Below are 19,020 nucleotides of genomic sequence, written 5' to 3' on the forward strand. Positions count from 1 at the left end.
GACTTACAAGCACGCCATTCCTGTGTTACGCAGGACTCTCATATTTTCCGTATTTTGCACATTATTTTATTTATGTTTATTTAAATTCATTCAGTTATGATTTTTTATCAAACATCATATTTTAGCCTTATGTAAAATAAAATCACCACCACCGTACAATTCATTAACAAATAAACCATTGATGATATACAAAAATAGTCACACCAAACAGTAAATTACTTTAAGAAAACACAATTCGTATTTCACGTTCTAATCCATCACTGAATAGGAAAGCAGATTCATTGTAACAGCTCCTGCTTTATGACTTCCCATCAGAATTTCATCACGACACCATCAGGATATTCCAGTCTCCCGTTGCAATGATAGACGAACAAAATCCGATCTTTTCTACCCGTTCAAAAGCCGGTCCAGAGTTAACAGTTTTTCACATCGTGCCAACTCCCGGGTTCAAAGAGATCTTAAAGAAATCATCGGATGAATTTACAGCATCGGAATTTCTACATATTAACGAGAGGTCTACATTATGTATCGACATCATCGTTCTTTATTGTTTTTACTGATGTTAGGTTACCATGCCTCAACACTGGCATCGCCGGTACACCACATCAGACACACTCCTGTCGTCAATCATCATCGCAAAACAAAAACATCCCACTCGACAAGACAGCATAAATTGTCGCCCAATACAGTCTTCATTAATACGCTGATGGCACAACTGGGTAAGCCATATCGCTGGGGAGGCGCTTCCCCTGAAACCGGATTTGATTGCAGTGGTCTTATCTGGTACGCGTGGCGTAAGAATTTTCACATTACCCTTCCCAGGACCGCCGCCGGCATGTATTCCATGCCACAGGCACACCATGTTCCTTATATGCTTCTACAACCTGGTGACATGGTATTTTTCTCAATACATGGGGAACGTGTCGATCATGTCGGTGTTTATGTGGGAAATGGACATTTCATAGAAGCGCCACATACAGGGCAAAATGTCAAAATTGTCAGCCTGGAAAAAGATTTTTACCGCCGTCATTATCTGGGAGCAAGACGTCTGATGATTTCCTGAGGCGTTCCGATTCCGTATGCTGACCACACAAAAGCAGGGAGGACTTCAGTACATCCTTATACTGGACGGACTGGAGTTCTCCCTCCAATGGATATGTGCTTAGAAAGCGTCATATATATCCATCATTCTCTCTGGAGAGAGACCGCCCGGAAACGGGGAACACTTATGCGATCATCGAGAAGAACAATTCACCAGACATATCAAATTATTTCTATATCGCACACCACTTTATACCTATCAAATTAATTAACCAAATGATTTAAAACGATATTTATAGACTTCACCATAAGGATATAATAATTATTATTCCTATGGTAATAAATTATACAGTACATAAGATTGAATGAACGATAAGATAACCATAAACAGGTTAGTATATAAGCCATAAATAACATCGGATTTCATTTAATTTTATTAATATCCATAGTGTTCCATTCTACAGGAATAAAAATATTAATTTTACCAGCAATGAGGGGTTGTTTATGAATGCAATTACCGGTGTTTTAGTGGATGGATATATTTTTGATATTAAAAATTATATGATTGATGATTATCATTTTCCTAACACTCTGTTCCCTGGTGCTACCTTTAAGATGGTCATTGATGATGACCCGGCCAACAATACTAACGTAGCCTGGAAGTGTATTCCTGATAAAATACTGACTGTTAGTCAGGATGGCACAGTGACCTTTCCGAACGTGGATGAAAGTTGTTGTAGTAAATCGTTTTATATTTTTGCTTAGTGAATTTTTGTCAGGATATACCTTTACTGTAAAACGTTATTTTAAATATAGCACTAAAATTTATCACACAAAAGAAGGGGCTTTAACATGGATTGCAAGTGTAAAGGGACAACTTCCAGCACGGCGCGATATTAATGATTCCGATTTGAACAATTATGAACAATATAACAGGCGCGAGGTTAATACCGGCCTTTATCAGGAATGGGGCACATTGGCTAATGTTGGATGGAAATTAGAACCACAGTTAGATGGTTACTGTCGCATTTATACGGCTGAAAACGATGAATTTTATTGTGCAGAGAATAATAGACTAGATCAGCTCACTGATTCTGGGTATATCGTTCAGGCAGTAGCATTCTATGGCGAGCCTATAGCCAAGTAGTGAGAAAGGTTAAATTCCTTTGCTCACTGTCATTTTCATTATTGTAAAGTAAACAACCACTAAAATTATCAAAATACACGCAGTAAAAAAGGATCTTATAAAGATCCTTTCTTGCGCTATCCATACAGTCCTTATCCTTACCAAACCTGTCTGCAACACCAGACCGTACGAATGAGGACGTTTGAGGTACAATCTTACTGCATTTCGCTCGTTTTTATGCTCCAGGAAATCTGAAGCGTTTAACGTTCATAGCAGGAATCGATTACCTGTCTGTTGTAAATCCTGACCAGGCACTTTCACCAGTTACAGTTCTTAAATTGCAACCATGTGCAGATTATCGCTTCTCGCGTGATGCACATTTTTCTGGAACAACAGTGACGCTCTCACTTTTTAGCTCGACAATTTTTTGTTTTACGGGAGCCTGAGTTAATACTTCAGCTTTACCTGTAAAAACACCACCTTTCTTAATAGATAAAGAAATATAAACCAATGTTCCATCCAGACGGCCATTTTCATAAATATCAACAGAATCAGACTGACAATGCCCTTTTATATTACCATCCACAATTAACTCCCGGCTGGTAATATTTCCTTCCACGACACCATTGCGCATTATTTTCACCAACCCATCCTTAGCAATTACGTTCCCATTCACACAACCATAGATGTATATTTGTTTATTAGAATTTATATTGCCATCAAAGACGACATCACTGGCAATAACCGTGCTATCTGTCCCTGTCTCATTAGCTGAATTTCTGTTTTCCATTTTTTTTACAGTACTACCGACGTCTACAACACTTTCCGGTGTTGAAAGTATTTCTAATTTATCTTTTGCTGCCTTAGATTTGTTAAACATCATGAGTATCCTTTTCTGTAAAAAATGCGTTGAGAAAGAAAAAATTATGAGAAAAAACAATATCACTGCGATAAAAAACTTTCCTGAATACCAGAAAAATAATGCCAGACTCCAGGAAATGATTCCCGCATTCAGAAACATGTTGTTCGCTGTATAATTATGAGAAATAGAGTTCATCGGTGAAATCATCTGTAAACGATATCTTCGGGAAGATGCTTATCCCAAATGATGTTAAGGCAAGGTAACTTCCCCATAAATACAGTCGCCATTACTGTGATTGTGTACGCTACCTCATCCCACAATAACTGTGATGTATTGCTTCTCATCTCAACATATTTACTTTGATTTACAATAATCATGGACCGGGACATAACATACCTTCTTCAGTGGTTATACGACTGCAATGAGGATCGCTGCCGCAATGTACATTGACTCACTGTACAAATCGGCCCAAGGGGAAAATTCTAAAGGGTTGAGGTCATGCGCTAAACGGTAGGTAACCAGAAAGTGTCGTTGGCCATCTGAACAGAGATAATATGCTCACCACAGAACATGACAGCCGATGGCGTAAAAAGCATCGCAACAATAACAACCATGAAGGGTGTAATGATGGGACTATGGCCTGACGGCGACTCACGAAAGAACAGGGGTAGTTAGTTGCCAACTGCCCCACCATGGGTATAAACGCGGTGGTCCTGGATACACGCTATCTTGAATCACCTTAACTGGTTGAGAGATGGCCAGTTTTAGTTAATCAATACAAATCCACGTTAAGCGTTATGTGTTGATATCGATGCGAAGGTATTGAGAAAGTAGTGAGCCGTACAGGGTTAGCCTACCGGACATCATTAAACCGGCGCGAATGCCTTCGCCCCTGTACACCCATCATATGCGAAAGTGACCATGCTTAGGGCATAAAAAAACCGCTAATGCGGTATATAGCACGATGATTGTCGGGAGGCTAATCCCGGCCGCAGATTTACTACAGCACCGGAATATTCTACCAATGGCACATTTATGTCAATTCGGGTAATTACCGGGGAGTTATTCAAATGGTTAATGAGTCAACGCTAAGTCAGGCATTGCCCATGAGCCCCTGATCAGCAAGTCATCCATAACATCAGGAATAGTGAAAGATATAAGCCAGACATTAGCTGACCGGGTTCTGTATAAATAATCAGTAACAGCCAAATCAACCTGAGCTAATAGACCTTATAAGTTCAGAAGCACTATTCTTATAATTAGTTACTAACTCAATGATCTGTTTAACTTCAAAATAAAGGGAAGGATCAACCACAGGAATAACATCATTACTCTTACATATAAATTTAGTTTTCTCACAACCTGAATAACACCGTTCAGCCTCAGCAAGAATAGATATTACTGAACCGCATTCAATATTGTATTCTATAAAATTTCCATTTAATGAGATTGCAGGGATCCTGAATTTTGATTTGATTTTATCATTACCATCTATTATCAAACCTTTTGATTCAAGATATTTTTCCATTACTGTAACATAATCAGTACCCAATGCTTCCAGCCCTGCAACTATCGCAAAGATGTTTTGTATATTATTCTGTATAATCAATGTGTTATCTAATAATTTTTTCGCATATTCTATATATTGCAAGGATGATTTTTGCCACTTTTTATACTCTTCGTTTCTGTTTTCATTTTCCTTTTTTACAACATCTATATATTGATAAATTTCCCTAAAATCCACCTCTCCCCCATTCAGTTCGAAAATACCAGAAATGCCTCGCGTTATATCGTGCAGTAATATTTTAATTGCTTCATTGAGCTTATCATTTGCTTTCTGGTAACGTTTTGAACGTATTAAAGCTTGTTGGCGAGTTTTCTCTAATTTTTCTGCGATTCGAGCATTAACAACAAAATCACCTTCAATTGTGGATTCAGGGAGGGACGGATAATGATATTTTTTGATAAGTGATAGAGCATAAGGTTCTTTGCTTACATCTACCACCTGAACAGGGAATTGAACCATTATTGGCATGTCATCGCAATAATGTGATGATGTCTCACTACGAAAAGCTAATGCCCCGTTAATCCCTAATTTTTTTACACAATGGTCGTCAACGCTACACATAGTAAAGTATGCGTCTACTAACTGAAACCTCTTCAACAACCGCTGTTGGCAATCAGAATTTTTTGCTATATCCAGCAATCGGCATAATAACCGGTAGTTGCCGTAACCAGACTTATCATTTGTAGATACTAATAAACTCAAACTGAGACAGGCCTGTGAGACCAGGTGACGCAATGCTTCAACATAGTTTTGTTGAGCAAGTTCTTTTTCTGCGCTTTCAGATAGTTTTGCTATTTGCGAAGATACCATTAATAAACCAGCAATTACCTTCGCTTCTTTTTTCTGCGCCTTGCCAAAATCAGGGCTAATTGTACGCATGATAATATTGAGACGGTTATGAATTGCATAATCAGCAATAGCATCAGCCCTGCTAAAATCGACGTTTACCCCTGCGACATCCAGCTGATATTTTGTCGGATACGTTTCAATTCTATCCCATGCAGCGGTTTCTAAATGACTCATCGCACATACAGTAGAGCATACCTGGACATATTTTTCTGACATATGCGATTTTCTCCCTTCAAAAGGATCGGCACACTAAGCTGATATGTCCTAACACGACTTAACAAGCACAGAACACATCATCAGTTGCGATCCCGACGCTTAATCCTTACGGTTCTTTTATTCAGATTTTCCAACGTTAACGTTAATAAAATAAAAACTGGGTCAAACAGCCATCATGGCAATACTGTCGCAAGGTGAACAGTTCAGTATTTATCTAAACGTTTTTTGCCTACATACCTGAAAAGTACATGCAGGATGATTGGTACATAGTAGCCATTACATTCCGAAATAAAGCTCTTTTCTATCAGGTTGTTGCCTTACTGTAATCTGTCATATAGTCATGCTGACTTATCCAAAGCGATTTCATGTTCTACTGAACCGCCTTTTTCATTCATGATGATTTAAATCTTTCGCCAACCTTCAGTGTAAGCAATCCATTGATTTACTGCATTTTTTCAAAAAATTTCAGGTTGAAATCGTCAACATTAGCATTCGTGTACTTAAGGTTCCTCTATCAGTCATTAACCATACGTTGATCCACACCTTTAACAGATGCGTTTTATAACAACGTTTCATCATTTAACAATGTTAAGTGAGATTTTTATGGATAAAGCGACCAGGTAGCTATTTTTGCAGGCAGTAAGAAAAGCGCATCAACAGACTTTATAGCCCCAAAATTTAAGGTCAGAACTCAATCCTTAAATTCCACTTTCAGTTCCGGCGCCAATGAGTCGAGAGTCACAATAGCTATAATGTGTTAACAATCACTGAATGATATTTCAGCCCTCTTCACCCTGGTGATTTCGCCATAGAGAAAACACAAATAAAGCATTGATTTATAGTGTTTTTTGCTACCGATTTCAGGGTGAAATCGACACACGGTTACTCAGTGCATACTATTATTTCATGCGTAATTTTATAATTTTTGTTTTACCAATGAGGAATATGGCAGGAATGGATACTACGTCCACATATCAGTCATATTAAATGGAGTACCTTTCCGCATATGACATGAAAAAAGGACTAAGCATCTCGATCAAAGAAAAGCCATCTTCACACAGCGGGCTAAGAACGTAAGGAATGAATTAATAATGACAAGAAGAAAACAATTAAATAGCCTGCTAAAAATCGGGCGACATCATGGGGGAAGCTTTTCAACTTACAGACTGATATGAGTCAAAAAGAATAACACACATATGAATAACAGATTGAAAGGGTAATTAGCCAGAAAAAGACGGTTCAAGTTTTGATGTCATTTCTATAAAAGACCAATTCAAATTAATACTATAGATAGTAATCTTATACTCTGGCTGACCAGGATAATGAAGGATTGTCCTTATGATAAACTATAGGCAGAACATACTTATTAAGGATAAATAAGCTACAGTGAGTAACAAGCATCTTTAACATGCATGAGCGTAAGTATGATCATCACCAGGCTCTAACCTAACCAGAACACCAGGATATAGTTATCATTTTGAATTATTTATTGTTTATTCATATATTGATTTTAAATTGCACAAACATTCGTACGCGCAAAAGAGCAAGAAGCCAGAGCTATCAAAGCAATCTGAACCAGATCATGCTGCATAAGCTATAGAGAGAACAGATGTTGTAAGAGATATCTTCAGATTAGCTCTGTTATTTTGAAATAACATATAGATATAAAAATACATATGATAAATGATACAGATATAACAGGCACTTTCGTTAATCAGACAACATTATATCCTCATCCCTCAAACCAATATAACAGTGTGTCATAAGCACTTTATCAGCTTTCTTACACTCTTACCTGATAACCACGTCCCGAACTTTGGCCTCTGAGCTTTCCTGTTTTTATCTTTTCTTTAGCTGATGTTTCTCAGCATATCAGTACGTTAGTTTCATTTAAATAAACTATAGGCAGCAATATAAACTATAGAGAGTAACATATGCTATAGGTAGTAACATAAACTATAGAGAGGGAGCAGTGTCGATTTTTAAGATTAATATAAGCTATAGCGAGTATAAGCACTAAGGCAAAAAACAAGTAACTATCTGATTTATATTGTATTAACAGTATTTGTATTTACTTTTTAATCTGCTTATTACTTATTATATTTAAATCAGTAATCCTTAACTTGATGCAAACACCATTGAGCAGAGCAAAGGTCGTCAAAATCCTATGTAAAACCAGGCTTAAAAGAAATCAATAGTGATGCAGAACAGCACCACTATTGATGTAAGAATGAGAGGGGATGTATAAAACACATTAATTTTCAGCTAGTTATATAAACAGCAGAAGATATCAACGTTGCAAACTCGAAAGACACTATCCGATTAAACATAAACTATAGTGAGTATTCAGTCCATTCTACTGACTACAGCTTATGTTTTACGAAGGTTCAAAAGAGCTTCCAAATCTTTGAGATCAATCCCCAGCTTTTCCAGTAACTTAACTTTTTCAATCAGAGAAGGATCAACCGAGTCATTTGTATGCTCAGGTTGTTCATAGGCTTCACTATCAGAGCGGGGAGCTTTTAACTTAGGCCTGCGATAATGCACGTTAAAATACACACTCCGTCCACGTTGCAGCTCCGTGTAATCCAGATATCCGATCTCTTTCAGCTGCTCCATTGCCCTGCGAACCGTCTGATTTTGCGAAAAAACAGGCGATTTCAGATTTAGTCGGGCGCGCAAACGCGCTATTGAGATAGGCGCAGGATTTTTGGGCAGACTTTCGATATAGGTGTAAAGCGCCTGTGCAGACTCCCGTCTCTTCAGAGCGTTTATCGCTTTCAGTTGCAAAAGGACTTTCCGATCAAACTGATAAAGTTCAAATAACCGGGGATCGGCCTGGAGTATGACGATATCTTTAGCTGTGTCGTAGTACGCGGATTGAACCAAATGCGTCGTATATTCTTTAGTCTGGCTGGTAAACGAAATGACTGTCCCGGCAATCCGTTTTAAGGAAGGGCTGATACGTTCACGAAGCTTTTTAGACGATCGGCTTGACGGGATCCCGCAAAGCTTTACAAATTCAACAAACGAAAGCTGAACCTTATCACCTATAACTTTATGTTTTGCAAAAGAATGTATGATTCCTACCCAGGTTTTGAAATCATTGTCCATATCCAGTCGCGGGCCAATGATTTCCACTTTGTCAAAACCCTCAGCCTTAGCAAGTGAGAGTCTGGTCAACTCTTCAGTGGCATCTGTCGTTGAGAGTGTATTTTTTTTACTGTTTTTAAGCGATTTGAGGGTAGGCACAAATACCCCCAGGCGCATTAGCGCAACAGGCTGTACAGTGTTATTAGCGTTCGGAGTAAGAGATACGACTTCTCCTGTTCGCTTATCTACTTCATCAAAAAAATCTTTAATATCAATATCTTTTTCCAAAATCAGCTCCAAGTTTGGGCACCCAGTCCATATAACCGAGCTAATAGCACAAGAAAACAGCTGTTGATATGCTGTGAGTAACCTGTGTATACACTTGTATAAACTTATAAGGACATCGGTATGTCCTTATAAAATAAAGAAAAAATCCATTATCGCTATCGTTTGATTTTATAGAGAGTGCTCACTATAGCTTATACAGACTGCAAACTACAGCCTGGGTTTATCTCACTACAGCATATATGAATGCAGGCTATAGTTTATAATTTACAAACTATAGCTTATCAAGATCGCCCGGAAGTCAATGTTGGCGCAGGCTACAGCGATCGGGGATCTATTTAGGATCTTAAAAGGATCTACTTAGGATCAACTACTGTGATCTAAACGAATAAAGTAATTATGAGTAATGAGCAGAAAAGTTCATCGCCAGAACCCGAGAATGACAAGAGACATCAGCTGATTATCTGAAGGTAAAGTGTGCCGGGCAATCATTATCAACCTGAGGCCGCATACGATTACTATAGGTACGCATCATCTCGTACGACGGGAAGACAGTCCTGTAATACCCTGTAAATAGCGCTGTAGAGACGTGAGAGGCCTCAAAACGTCACAGTACACTGATGTGGTTGCCAATACGGTTCAACTGACTATCAGGCGCTGCTGGAGCAGCATAATCTGTACAGACGAATGAGCAAGAAAGGTTACTGGATGATAAAATTGTGTGAAGAAAAGTCACAATTGAAAGATATTAAGCAACAAATAAATATCGTTAAAAAGAACTCAATAGCATTGAATGAATAACAACAACAAAAATTGAGATCATATATTTATAAAAATAAAAACAGAGTTTATTACATTAAGCACATAGTTAGTCATTAATAAATTATCAGAAAAATATAAAAGTAGCTATGAACTATAAATCATATTTCCATCATGACTATATAACTAGTCCTATTTACAATCAATAGGGTTAATCACCTAAACTTTATAAGGTGATCCAGGGATTTGCCGGAAAAGGAAGAAGACAATGAAGAAAATTAGTGTAGTGATAGCTGATAAATATCCACTGATGTTAAAGGGAATAGTAACATTCTTATCAAAGTATCCATCTATTTATGAAGTATCATCTACCTTCACTGATGCTCTGAGTGCAGCTGAGTATTGTTCACAATATCAACCAGATGTATTGATTCTTGGTGAGTTCTCTGACGGTCTGGGGGGCATTGAACTTATACGCTGGATACACTCTATGAGAATAAAATCAAAATTAATATCATATATGGAAAAAAAACCATATATAGATGCAAACAAATTCATTGATGCCGGTGCTATGGGGGTTGTCTGGAAGACCAGTCCTCCTGAAAATTTAAACCACGCGATTGAAAATATTTATAATAATACTCATTATTTCGATGATGGTTTGCTTCAGACATCGCCCGTCACAAGAAAACCCGTCCCTTGTAATTTTCTGACTATGCGTGAAAGACAAATTCTGCAACTTATTGCAGATGGGCAAACAAATAAACATATCGCAAAAATTTTGGACGTCAGTAATAAAACTGTTGAAACACACCGCTTAAATCTGATGAAAAAAATGGATGTTCATAGTGGAATTGAACTTCTAAAAGTAGGTCTGAGAATGGGTGTATGTACCATATAGTGTATAAGGGAAAGGTATAGCGCCTGGTAGTGAGTATAAATTTCGCTCGTTTCGGGTGTTTTTAGCTCTATAAGAGTAAGAGCCTGTCCAGGAAAGCGTTGTCAGAATACTGTCACTGTAGTGGTCATATGATTGTGACCACTATTCTACGGCAAGAGCAATAACCGCACTCTGATTCTTCACATGTCAGCCCGCCGTTGGAAAAAGAGAGAGCCGACACAATAGTCGTCGCCCACGACATAACCTCTGTTTTACTGCCAGACCTTGTCTTTAGTCGCTTAACCATTTACGGGACCCCATTTTGTTTCCAGACGTCTGAAGAGCTCTTCATGGCGCTTTTCGTCCTGCTATTCCCTGCTGATTGGTGATGCAGCCCCTGGCGTTTTCGTCTGAGATACTCCAGCCAACGTTTATCACTTCACTGTCTTTCCTGTCTGAATAACCTGATATCAACGAAAATCGGCAATGCATACAAAAATGGGTATTTGTCTGATAACTCAACTGAAAGGTGGATGACAGCTTTTAAGAATGAAATCTCTCTAAGCCAGTTGAATTTACTGTAAAGTATCATTTGTTAGTACAAGATACTTAATTACAACTTAAATATAATTAGGAATGTTTTTATAGTACACACGCAACATCTTGTTTATATTAGAATAATATTCTATCATGAAATGATTCCTAAGGTCTTTTGATAGCGAGATCATTTGTTTAAAATCTAACTCATGAAATAACTCAACGGCATTTTGCTTTTCTGGAAATAACCCATAGTTATCACCATTCATAAGAGTTATGACCTTTTATGTAAAATTGAAATCATCCTCACAGTGCTGTGATGCCATCTCGACCTATCATAAGAGTGGCATGTCTGCGTATATACTATGATTTTTTTCTTTTAAAATAATATGTTAGATGATTTTTTGCACTTAATAGCAGAAAACCATAGGTTTCCCAACACCAGGATATTATTTTGAAGCAGTCATCTTTAAATATTTATCAGTAAGCCAACCTGATGTTTTCAGTAGAATCAGGCGATAATATAATGTTTTATTTTGTGTCTAAATATTAATAGCTGGGCTCAATAAGAGTCTGTCTGGAGAAATAACATAATGAATGCGATTGAACTTTCTGAACAATCACAAGCAATCCATGATTTGAATCTGACTTACCTTTTATTGGCACAACGATTAATTTTGGAGGATAAAATATCTGCCGGCTTCAGACTGGGACTAAATGAAGCGACAATGGAATCTCTGGTGGGATTATCTCTTCCCCAGTTGATTAAATTATCATCTACCGGACAATTAATTTGTCGTTTACGTATAGACAGTGAAATGATACTTAATTGTTTAACCAGAGATTCAAGGATTGATGCTTTGCAACGTATTCACACCGGAATTATTCTTTCCACAGAATTACTGGATTCATTGTCCGAACAGAAAAACATTGCTATCTGAGGGTACGATTATGAGTGATAAAAGCATTATTAATGAAGTTAAGGATGCTCAAATTGCAATGGAACTGATTAATCTTGGCGCAAGAATGCAGGTTCTTGAAAGTGAAACGAATCTGAGTCGTCGGTGGTTATTAAGACTTTATAAAGAAATTAAAGGGTGTTCGCCTGCAAAAGGTATGCTGCCATTTTCTGCTGACTGGTATATGTCATGGGAACAGAACATTCATTCTTCGATTTTCTATAACATCTATCGCTTTTTGCAAAAGAAAAACTTTGGCCGTCCAGTCGAAGTCATGCTTAAAGCTTACCGACTGTATCTGGACCAGATTCAGAAGGAATCCGGTGAAAAGTCTATCCTGAGCTTAACCAGAGCCTGGACACTGTTACGCTTCATTGACTGCGGAATGGTAGAATTGACGCGTTGTTGCGGTTGCGGTGGCAGTTTTGTCACAACACCAGGATACAGTTTGCACACCTTTACCTGTAGCCTGTGTTTTCCACCTTCTCGCGCAAGCAAAAAAATGAAAGAACAATCAATTGAACATGTAAGCCATGAGATTTAATGAAAACTAATACGCATATCTTCCTGCCATCTGTGGATTTCAAATGCACAGAATGGCAGGGATGGTGGCGATTATAAAGACGTGGAGTGACAGAGTTTTTCTGGCTGCTATCTTCACCAGACTCATACAGAAATCCGGTAACTATTTCCAACGTGATGATGAGAATGATCGCCGTCTTCTCCATAAAGTGATGGCATATTTCCAGTCTGAACTATTAATTTTCGCAGTGTAGTTACTCTTTCCATATGGATTTCGAGTAATTGATTACTCCTTTGATTCAAATCACTTGCACGACGTAGCACCAAAGTAATCCCTTCCCAACGAGTAGCAAGTCTGGCATTATTTTTATAAGGAATATAAAGCTGTGCATTTTTTTCTGCATGCTTACGTTCTTCATCATAAAAATTAATTGCAGCCAACAAACGACTTTTATTGTCAGAGATAACCTGAAGCGAGACTGGATTTATTCTCGCGCGGCTGAGCTGGGAAACTTCTTCCAGCAAGGTACCTTCCAGTTCATCAAGAAGTGTTTGCAATTTAATAAGATTTTTTTCTAACTGATCTTTCACTTTTGTTACTCCTGGTTTATGAAAATCGAATAATCTCATCAACCAACCGGGCGGCGATATGATCACTGTCCAGGGTTAATTCACCGACGGCTATTTGCGCAGAGATTTTGGCGAGGCGGGCGTGGTCTACATCGTTGGAATCATCTGAGGTAAATATGTCAGACAGATGACTTAATTCAACATGCACACTGGCATCTTGATCGTCGGATCGCAGTGATCCACCCTGCGGTTGAGGCTGACGTGAATCCGTTGATTGTCGGATGTCAGCTCCCTGTACAGGAGAGGTCTGGCAAATACGCTCGATACTCATAGTTATCCTGATTCGAAATAATAATGAATGGTTACTATGTATATCGGCGTACAGGGAAATAACTGAAGTCAGTCGTTCTGGCTGATAAATGCCTTACCGTTACCTACGGCTGTCGCCAGCAGGGTTTGCCCGGAGTGCATTTGTACGCGAAATGACTCTCTGAGGGTTGCATTGTCTAATGCTTTTCCGGTGGTATGAATCTCATAATCATCGCCTTTGGTCATCACATCAACTTTTTCACCTGTGTGGATCACCCATTGCTGGCGTAGTTCGCTGAAAGTCAGAGGATGATTTGGTTGTATCCATCGGGTTGGCGTTGCACCAATAATCTTCTGTGGATCGAGGATGAGATCGGCTGGAAGATGGTCGATATTCCCTCGCTGTGACTGGATATCATTCTGACTTACCGTTTGCCCTGGTGTAAGTTCATGTGCTGCCAGCCAGTATGTCGCCGTGGCACTTACAGAAACCTGGATGAATTTCTGATGTGTTCCACAAGAGGCAATAATGCTGTGATTACCGCTTAGTTTTTTTGAATTGCCAGGTAAACGTAATGCCGGGTTTCCACAAAGAGTTGCCAGTTGAGTGGTAGGGGTCAGGATCGTAATCTGTAATTGTGGCATTCCCTGACTATAGGGGGCCAACAGCAATGCGATACGCGACGACAGCGACTGACCGGTTGACTGTGATGCATGAGCCAGGATTGTCAGATTAAGATAAACGATCAGGAAAAGTAATAAAACGAGGGGTACACGTTTAAATAACATTTGTTATCGACCTTTCGTCAGAAAAACTTTCGACTTAAGACATGCACAATAATATATGCTGAGAAGCAATTTTTTTACTCGCTAATGTGATGCCGTAAAAGCGTTTGTTTGCAGGATAGACATTTCAAAATATATCAAAGTGTTTTTTGTATGCCATTTTGGGGAACAATCTGGTTAATTGACGTCATTGCTGTCGCATATTTGCGTTATGGTTTTTTAGACCACTCACCATAAAATGCACCGCAATATTGTTAATAAACAAGAAAGGTTTTATCTCATGCTGGATAAACTCGACAGTGAATTCCGGTTTCAGCAGCATGCGCTGAGTCTGCTGACGCAACGCCAGGGCATCCTTGCTTCTAATATCGCGAATGCTGATACACCAGGATATCTCGCACGGGATATCGATTTTTCGCAACAGTTAAAGGAAGCCGTTAACCGCAGTCAGGCGACTGACAATAATATGAGTCTGACAGTCACCTCTGAAAGACATATTGCTGACAGTACGCATTTAATGAGTGATCCGCGACTTCTTTATCGTATACCCGATCAGCCCAGCGCTGATGGTAATACCGTAGATATGGATCGTGAGCGTGTTAATTTTGCAGATAACTCAGTGAAATATCAGTCCAGTTTAACGTTTCTGACATCACAGATTAAAAACATGATGACGGTTGTTAGTCAGGGATAAATAAAATTATGTCACTTCTAAGTATTTTTGATATTTCCGGTTCAGCGATGGCCGCCCAGTCTCAGCGTCTGAATGTCAGCGCCAGTAATATGGCCAATGCCGACAGTATCGCCGGGCCGGACGGTAAACCGTATAAAGCCAAACAGGTCATTTTTAGCGTTGATCATGCTGCGGATCAGGAGATCGGCGGAGTGAAAGTCAGTGATGTGGTGGAAAGCGATGCGCCGGATCGTCTGGTCTATGACCCTGACAACCCTCAGTCAGATAACAAAGGCTATCTCCATATGCCGAATGTCGATGTGGTGGGCGAAATGGTTAATACCATCTCAGCTTCCCGCAGTTATCAGGCCAATGTCGACGTAATGAATACCGCTAAAACCATGATGCTCAAAACACTGACTTTGGGTCAGTAAGGAAATAGTAATGTCGGTTTTACCCGTCATGACACAACGCAGTTCTGCCGCAGCAAATAAAGCCAGTGAAGCAGCGACCAGTAATAGCGCGACCTCCGCCACCAATGGCAGCAGCGCCGAAGATATTATGAATAACTTTATGCAGTTGCTGGTTGCGCAAATGCAGAATCAGGACCCCACCAATCCGATGGATAACAACCAGCTTACGACCCAACTGGCGCAGTTTAATACGGCGGCGGGTGTACAGCAGTTGAATGGCACTGTGAATAGTGTCGGGATGCTGGTTACCAGTATGCAGCAGATGAACGCTGCCGAATGGGTAGGGCGCCAGGTATTGGTAGAAGGTGATACCACTGTTTCTACCGCACAGGGTGGCAATAATCAGTTTGCGCTCTCTGTTGATCAGGATGCGAGCGACGTCACTGTCACGCTGACTGATGATGCAGGAAATGCTTACACCGGAAAATTGAAAGATGTTAAAGCAGGCGTGCATGAATATACCCTGGACGATCTCAGTGATTTCGAGCCTTCCGATCCGCGCACAGTAAGCGATACGAATTTTACCGTTTCGTATTCCGCGACCAATCCGGACGGCAGCACTCCTGACATTGTGTCGCTGAAAAAATCAAAAGTAGACAGTGTTTCTTTCACCCAGACAGGGGCTGTTCTGCAGTTAGGTAATGATGAGACGGCCACTCTGGCCAATGTCTATCTCATTGAATAATCAATTTCACTATGTTGTTTTTCGGGAAATAAAATGAGTTTTTCACAAGGTCTTAGCGGGTTAAACGCCGCATCACAGGCGCTGGACGTCGTCGGCAACAATATTGCCAACTCGCAAACTGTCGGGTTTAAGTCCGGCTCTATTTCATTTGCCGATGTGTTTGCTGGTTCGCAAATCGGTATGGGCGTTCAGGTCGCTGGCGTTGATCAGAATTTCAGCGATGGTGTTCTTGGCGCTGGCGCCAGCCCGCTGGATATGGGTATTCAGGGTAACGGCTTCTTCCGTATGGAAACCGAAGCGGGAAAAATATTTTATAGCCGTAACGGTCAGTTTAAAACCGATGCCAATGGCTATATCGTGAACAGTCAGGGTATGCAACTGTGCGGTTATAAGGCCAGCGGTGAACCGCCAACTATCCCGGTCGGTTCACCGGTTGAGCCTCTGCAGATCCCAACGGGCGCGATGTCAGCAAAAGCCTCTAATTCAGGTAGCCTGAGCGGTAACCTGAATTCCGGCAGTAAAACAATTGACCAGAAACTTCATCCTTTCAGCATTACCGATAGTGCTTCTTATAACTACTCCACCCAGGTGAATGCGTATGACAGCCAGGGTAACGAGCACGAAATCAATGTTTATTTTGTAAAAACAGCCGATAACAAATGGTCCGTCTACTCTGATGATCACACCGCTCCGAGCGCTGCGGCACCGCAACAACTTGACATAACATTTGATTCCAGCGGAAAGCTCAACACGATCCCCGCTAATCTGAAAGTCGATGGTGCTTCATTTAATGGTGCCGCACCACTTAACTTCGATCTTAATTTAGACAATCTGTCACAACAAGCCTCCGATAACTCCATGGATAGCCCGGTAACTACAGGTTATGCGCCGGGTACGATGACCGGCTATGTTGTTGGCGATAACGGCCAGATTGTTGCTTCTTACAGCAACGGGCAGCAGCAGTTACTGGGCCAGGTTGTTCTGGCTAACTTCACCAACCCGGGCGGGCTGCAGGCAGCAGGGAACAACTGTTGGTCTGCGAGCCCGGAGTCCGGCCAGCCGGTCGTTGGTATTTCTGATACCGGGAACCTCGGCACGCTGCGCGGTAACGTACTGGAAGCTTCAAACGTGGATCTGAGTAAAGAGATGGTCAACATGATCGTCTATCAGCGCAACTATCAGTCCAACTCTCAGACCATCAAAACACAGTCTGAAGTCCTGCAAACGCTGGTTAACCTGGGTTAATGGCTTAAGACATGGATCACGCGATATATACCGCTATGGGGGCCGCAACGGCGGCTCTCGATCGCCAGGCCGTGGTGTCTGATAACCTGGCTAATGCCTCGACGCCGGGGTTTCGTGCACAGATTGCCGCTTATCGTGCCGTTCCGGTAGACGGCCCGTCAATGGCGACCCGCACGCTGGTGGCCGAATCGACTCCTGGTAGTGACTACTCCTCGGGAACAGTCGAAAAAACCGACCGCACGCTGGATGTGGCGCTGCCAAAAGAAGGATGGCTGGCAGTACAACTGCCCGATGGCACCGAAGGTTACACCAAAAACGGCAATATCCAGATGACGGCGGACGGGCAACTGCAAGTCCGTGGTCTGCCACTGATGGGCGATGGCGGTCCGCTGACCGTACCCACTCAGGCAAAGTTAACTATCGCGCCGGACGGCACTATTTCTGCGCTGGGCGCCGGTGAAGAACCATCCGCCGTGGCGCAAACCGGCCGCATCAAGATTGTTAATGCGAAGCCTGGCGAACTACAGCACGGCGATGACGGTGTATTCCATACCAGTGACGCCAGTTCGCTGGCGGCGGATACGAGTCTGCAGCTTATGCCGGGAATGCTGGAAGGCAGTAATGTCAGCCCCGTCAATTCAATGGTGAACATGATCACCACGGCACGCAGCTTTGAAATGAATATGAAGGTCATCACAACCGTTGATGACAATGAACGTAACGCTAATCAGTTATTGAGCGCCAGCTAATCACTGGTAAGGAGTAATAACGCATGATCCGTTCCCTGTGGATTGCAAAAACGGGCCTGGAAGCACAACAGACCAATATGGATGTCATATCCAACAACCTGGCTAACGTAAGCACCAATGGTTTTAAACGTCAGCGAGCTGTATTTGAAGATCTGTTGTACCAGACACTACGCCAGCCTGGCGCTCAGTCATCTGAACAAACCACTATTCCTTCCGGTTTACAGTTAGGAACAGGGGTAAGACCGGTAGCCACTGAGCGAATTCACAGCCAGGGTAGCCTGGCTCAGACCAACAACTCGAAAGATGTGGCCATTGAAGGGGATGGATTCCTGCAAGTTATGATGCCGGATGGCACCACGGCGTACACCCGAGATGGTTCATTCCAGCTTGATCAGAACGGTCAACTGGTGACTGCCAGCGGTTATCCGGTTCAACCGGCGATAAACGTACCGCAGGATGCGAAATCTATCACCATCGGCAACGACGGTATCGTCAGCGTCACCATTGCCGGGCAGGCGCAGCCGCAACAGGTTGGGCAGCTTACCCTGAGTACTTTTATCAATGATACCGGACTGGAAAGCATTGGTGAAAACCTGTACCGGGAGACGCAATCTTCCGGTGCACCGAATGAAACAACGCCTGGTCAGAATGGCGCAGGTACGCTGCGACAGGGCTACGTGGAAACGTCTAACGTCAACGTGGCCGAGGAACTGGTCAACATGATTCAGACTCAGCGTGCCTATGAGATTAACAGCAAAGCTGTCTCTACTTCGGACCAGATGCTGCAGCGTTTAACGCAGCTTTGATTTGTGCCTTTGAGCCGCAGGTGGTTTC

At 41.3% G+C, this 19,020-nt stretch carries 18 protein-coding genes; 12 read left to right on the forward strand and 6 right to left on the reverse strand.

Going from position 1 to position 19,020, the window contains the following annotated elements; all coding sequences use genetic code 11:
* The first annotated feature begins 523 nt into the window (after nt 1–523).
* The 3 genes from FEK66_RS07615 to FEK66_RS07620 all read left to right on the forward strand — a co-directional run bounded on the left by FEK66_RS07615 (nt 524) and on the right by FEK66_RS07620 (nt 2,188).
* Nucleotides 524–1,063 (forward strand): C40 family peptidase, encoded by a 540-nt coding sequence (locus tag FEK66_RS07615; RefSeq protein ID WP_130209563.1) that lies wholly within the window; start codon nt 524–526, stop codon nt 1,061–1,063.
* A 482-nt stretch (nt 1,064–1,545) separates the two neighbouring features.
* Entirely contained in the window at nt 1,546–1,806 is a 261-nt protein-coding gene (locus FEK66_RS25930; RefSeq protein WP_240730454.1) for an Ig-like domain-containing protein, read from the forward strand.
* Nucleotides 1,766–2,188, forward strand: a complete 423-nt coding sequence (locus tag FEK66_RS07620; RefSeq protein WP_240779359.1) for a hypothetical protein — start codon at nt 1,766–1,768, stop codon at nt 2,186–2,188. Before FEK66_RS25930 ends, FEK66_RS07620 begins: the two co-directional genes overlap by 41 nt.
* A 334-nt stretch (nt 2,189–2,522) precedes the next feature.
* Here FEK66_RS07620 and FEK66_RS07625 read toward each other — a convergent pair whose 3' ends face one another.
* The 3 genes from FEK66_RS07625 to FEK66_RS07635 all read right to left on the reverse strand — a co-directional run bounded on the left by FEK66_RS07625 (nt 2,523) and on the right by FEK66_RS07635 (nt 9,024).
* The gene (locus FEK66_RS07625; RefSeq protein ID WP_165382768.1) at nt 2,523–3,050 is read right to left on the reverse strand and encodes a polymer-forming cytoskeletal protein; all 528 of its coding nucleotides are present in this window, start codon (nt 3,048–3,050) and stop codon (nt 2,523–2,525) included.
* Nucleotides 3,051–4,239: 1,189 nt separating this feature from the next.
* The gene (locus FEK66_RS07630; protein WP_138211437.1) at nt 4,240–5,661 is read right to left on the reverse strand and encodes a hypothetical protein; all 1,422 of its coding nucleotides are present in this window, start codon (nt 5,659–5,661) and stop codon (nt 4,240–4,242) included.
* A gap of 2,370 nt (nt 5,662–8,031) precedes the next feature.
* The gene (locus tag FEK66_RS07635; protein WP_130236391.1) at nt 8,032–9,024 is read right to left on the reverse strand and encodes a RepB family plasmid replication initiator protein; all 993 of its coding nucleotides are present in this window, start codon (nt 9,022–9,024) and stop codon (nt 8,032–8,034) included.
* Between the two features lie 1,042 nt (nt 9,025–10,066).
* Between FEK66_RS07635 and FEK66_RS07640 the strand changes: the two genes are divergently transcribed.
* The 3 genes from FEK66_RS07640 to flhC all read left to right on the forward strand — a co-directional run bounded on the left by FEK66_RS07640 (nt 10,067) and on the right by flhC (nt 12,718).
* On the forward strand, nt 10,067–10,699 hold the full coding sequence (locus FEK66_RS07640) for a response regulator transcription factor (RefSeq protein ID WP_135495495.1): 633 nt from the start codon (nt 10,067–10,069) through the stop codon (nt 10,697–10,699).
* Nucleotides 10,700–11,808: 1,109 nt separating this feature from the next.
* Complete coding sequence (gene flhD, locus FEK66_RS07645) at nt 11,809–12,156, forward strand: flagellar transcriptional regulator FlhD (RefSeq protein WP_130209555.1); 348 nt, start codon at nt 11,809–11,811, stop codon at nt 12,154–12,156.
* A gap of 10 nt (nt 12,157–12,166) precedes the next feature.
* Entirely contained in the window at nt 12,167–12,718 is a 552-nt protein-coding gene (gene flhC, locus FEK66_RS07650; protein WP_130209553.1) for a flagellar transcriptional regulator FlhC, read from the forward strand.
* Between the two features lie 122 nt (nt 12,719–12,840).
* Here flhC and flgN read toward each other — a convergent pair whose 3' ends face one another.
* The 3 genes from flgN to flgA form a co-directional block, all read right to left on the reverse strand.
* Nucleotides 12,841–13,287 (reverse strand): flagellar export chaperone FlgN, encoded by a 447-nt coding sequence (gene flgN, locus FEK66_RS07655; RefSeq protein WP_130236383.1) that lies wholly within the window; start codon nt 13,285–13,287, stop codon nt 12,841–12,843.
* A gap of 16 nt (nt 13,288–13,303) precedes the next feature.
* Nucleotides 13,304–13,597 carry a flagellar biosynthesis anti-sigma factor FlgM gene (locus tag FEK66_RS07660; RefSeq protein WP_135495493.1) on the reverse strand — a complete coding sequence of 98 codons (294 nt, stop codon included), beginning with the start codon at nt 13,595–13,597 and terminating at the stop codon, nt 13,304–13,306.
* A gap of 68 nt (nt 13,598–13,665) precedes the next feature.
* Nucleotides 13,666–14,364 carry a flagellar basal body P-ring formation chaperone FlgA gene (gene flgA / locus FEK66_RS07665; RefSeq protein WP_135491835.1) on the reverse strand — a complete coding sequence of 233 codons (699 nt, stop codon included), beginning with the start codon at nt 14,362–14,364 and terminating at the stop codon, nt 13,666–13,668.
* A 277-nt stretch (nt 14,365–14,641) separates the two neighbouring features.
* On the opposite strand from flgA, the gene flgB reads away from it, so the two are divergent.
* From flgB to flgG, 6 genes are read left to right on the forward strand one after another with little or no spacing between them, the layout of a single operon-like run.
* A complete protein-coding gene (gene flgB / locus FEK66_RS07670; protein WP_135491842.1) occupies nt 14,642–15,055 on the forward strand; it encodes a flagellar basal body rod protein FlgB in 414 nt (137 codons plus the stop codon).
* 8 nt (nt 15,056–15,063) lie between these two features.
* Nucleotides 15,064–15,468 (forward strand): flagellar basal body rod protein FlgC, encoded by a 405-nt coding sequence (flgC, locus tag FEK66_RS07675; RefSeq protein WP_130209545.1) that lies wholly within the window; start codon nt 15,064–15,066, stop codon nt 15,466–15,468.
* 10 nt (nt 15,469–15,478) lie between these two features.
* On the forward strand, nt 15,479–16,192 hold the full coding sequence (locus FEK66_RS07680) for a flagellar hook capping FlgD N-terminal domain-containing protein (protein WP_135491834.1): 714 nt from the start codon (nt 15,479–15,481) through the stop codon (nt 16,190–16,192).
* A gap of 33 nt (nt 16,193–16,225) precedes the next feature.
* Entirely contained in the window at nt 16,226–17,437 is a 1,212-nt protein-coding gene (gene flgE / locus FEK66_RS07685; RefSeq protein WP_135491833.1) for a flagellar hook protein FlgE, read from the forward strand.
* Nucleotides 17,438–17,448: 11 nt separating this feature from the next.
* A complete protein-coding gene (locus FEK66_RS07690) occupies nt 17,449–18,186 on the forward strand; it encodes a flagellar basal body rod protein FlgF (protein ID WP_135491832.1) in 738 nt (245 codons plus the stop codon).
* 23 nt (nt 18,187–18,209) lie between these two features.
* Nucleotides 18,210–18,992 (forward strand): flagellar basal-body rod protein FlgG, encoded by a 783-nt coding sequence (gene flgG / locus FEK66_RS07695; protein WP_135491831.1) that lies wholly within the window; start codon nt 18,210–18,212, stop codon nt 18,990–18,992.
* Nucleotides 18,993–19,020 lie beyond the last annotated feature (28 nt).

Origin of the sequence: Escherichia sp. E1130 (assembly GCF_005781065.1) — a bacterium.
GTDB lineage: Bacteria > Pseudomonadota > Gammaproteobacteria > Enterobacterales > Enterobacteriaceae > Escherichia.

What these genes read in the sequence shown, in the direction of transcription:
- flgC (WP_130209545.1), top strand. Translation starts at nt 15,064, where the DNA reads ATGTCACTTCTAAGTATTTTTGATATTTCCGGTTCAGCGATGGCCGCC.
- FEK66_RS07640 (WP_135495495.1), top strand. Translation starts at nt 10,067, where the DNA reads ATGAAGAAAATTAGTGTAGTGATAGCTGATAAATATCCACTGATGTTA.
- flgG (WP_135491831.1), top strand. Translation starts at nt 18,210, where the DNA reads ATGATCCGTTCCCTGTGGATTGCAAAAACGGGCCTGGAAGCACAACAG.
- flhD (WP_130209555.1), top strand. Translation starts at nt 11,809, where the DNA reads ATGAATGCGATTGAACTTTCTGAACAATCACAAGCAATCCATGATTTG.
- flhC (WP_130209553.1), top strand. Translation starts at nt 12,167, where the DNA reads ATGAGTGATAAAAGCATTATTAATGAAGTTAAGGATGCTCAAATTGCA.
- FEK66_RS07615 (WP_130209563.1), top strand. Translation starts at nt 524, where the DNA reads ATGTATCGACATCATCGTTCTTTATTGTTTTTACTGATGTTAGGTTAC.
- flgE (WP_135491833.1), top strand. Translation starts at nt 16,226, where the DNA reads ATGAGTTTTTCACAAGGTCTTAGCGGGTTAAACGCCGCATCACAGGCG.
- FEK66_RS07625 (WP_165382768.1), bottom strand. Translation starts at nt 3,050, where the DNA reads ATGATGTTTAACAAATCTAAGGCAGCAAAAGATAAATTAGAAATACTT.
- flgA (WP_135491835.1), bottom strand. Translation starts at nt 14,364, where the DNA reads ATGTTATTTAAACGTGTACCCCTCGTTTTATTACTTTTCCTGATCGTT.
- FEK66_RS07680 (WP_135491834.1), top strand. Translation starts at nt 15,479, where the DNA reads ATGTCGGTTTTACCCGTCATGACACAACGCAGTTCTGCCGCAGCAAAT.
- FEK66_RS07690 (WP_135491832.1), top strand. Translation starts at nt 17,449, where the DNA reads ATGGATCACGCGATATATACCGCTATGGGGGCCGCAACGGCGGCTCTC.
- FEK66_RS07630 (WP_138211437.1), bottom strand. Translation starts at nt 5,661, where the DNA reads ATGTCAGAAAAATATGTCCAGGTATGCTCTACTGTATGTGCGATGAGT.
- FEK66_RS25930 (WP_240730454.1), top strand. Translation starts at nt 1,546, where the DNA reads ATGAATGCAATTACCGGTGTTTTAGTGGATGGATATATTTTTGATATT.
- FEK66_RS07620 (WP_240779359.1), top strand. Translation starts at nt 1,766, where the DNA reads ATGAAAGTTGTTGTAGTAAATCGTTTTATATTTTTGCTTAGTGAATTT.
- FEK66_RS07660 (WP_135495493.1), bottom strand. Translation starts at nt 13,597, where the DNA reads ATGAGTATCGAGCGTATTTGCCAGACCTCTCCTGTACAGGGAGCTGAC.
- flgB (WP_135491842.1), top strand. Translation starts at nt 14,642, where the DNA reads ATGCTGGATAAACTCGACAGTGAATTCCGGTTTCAGCAGCATGCGCTG.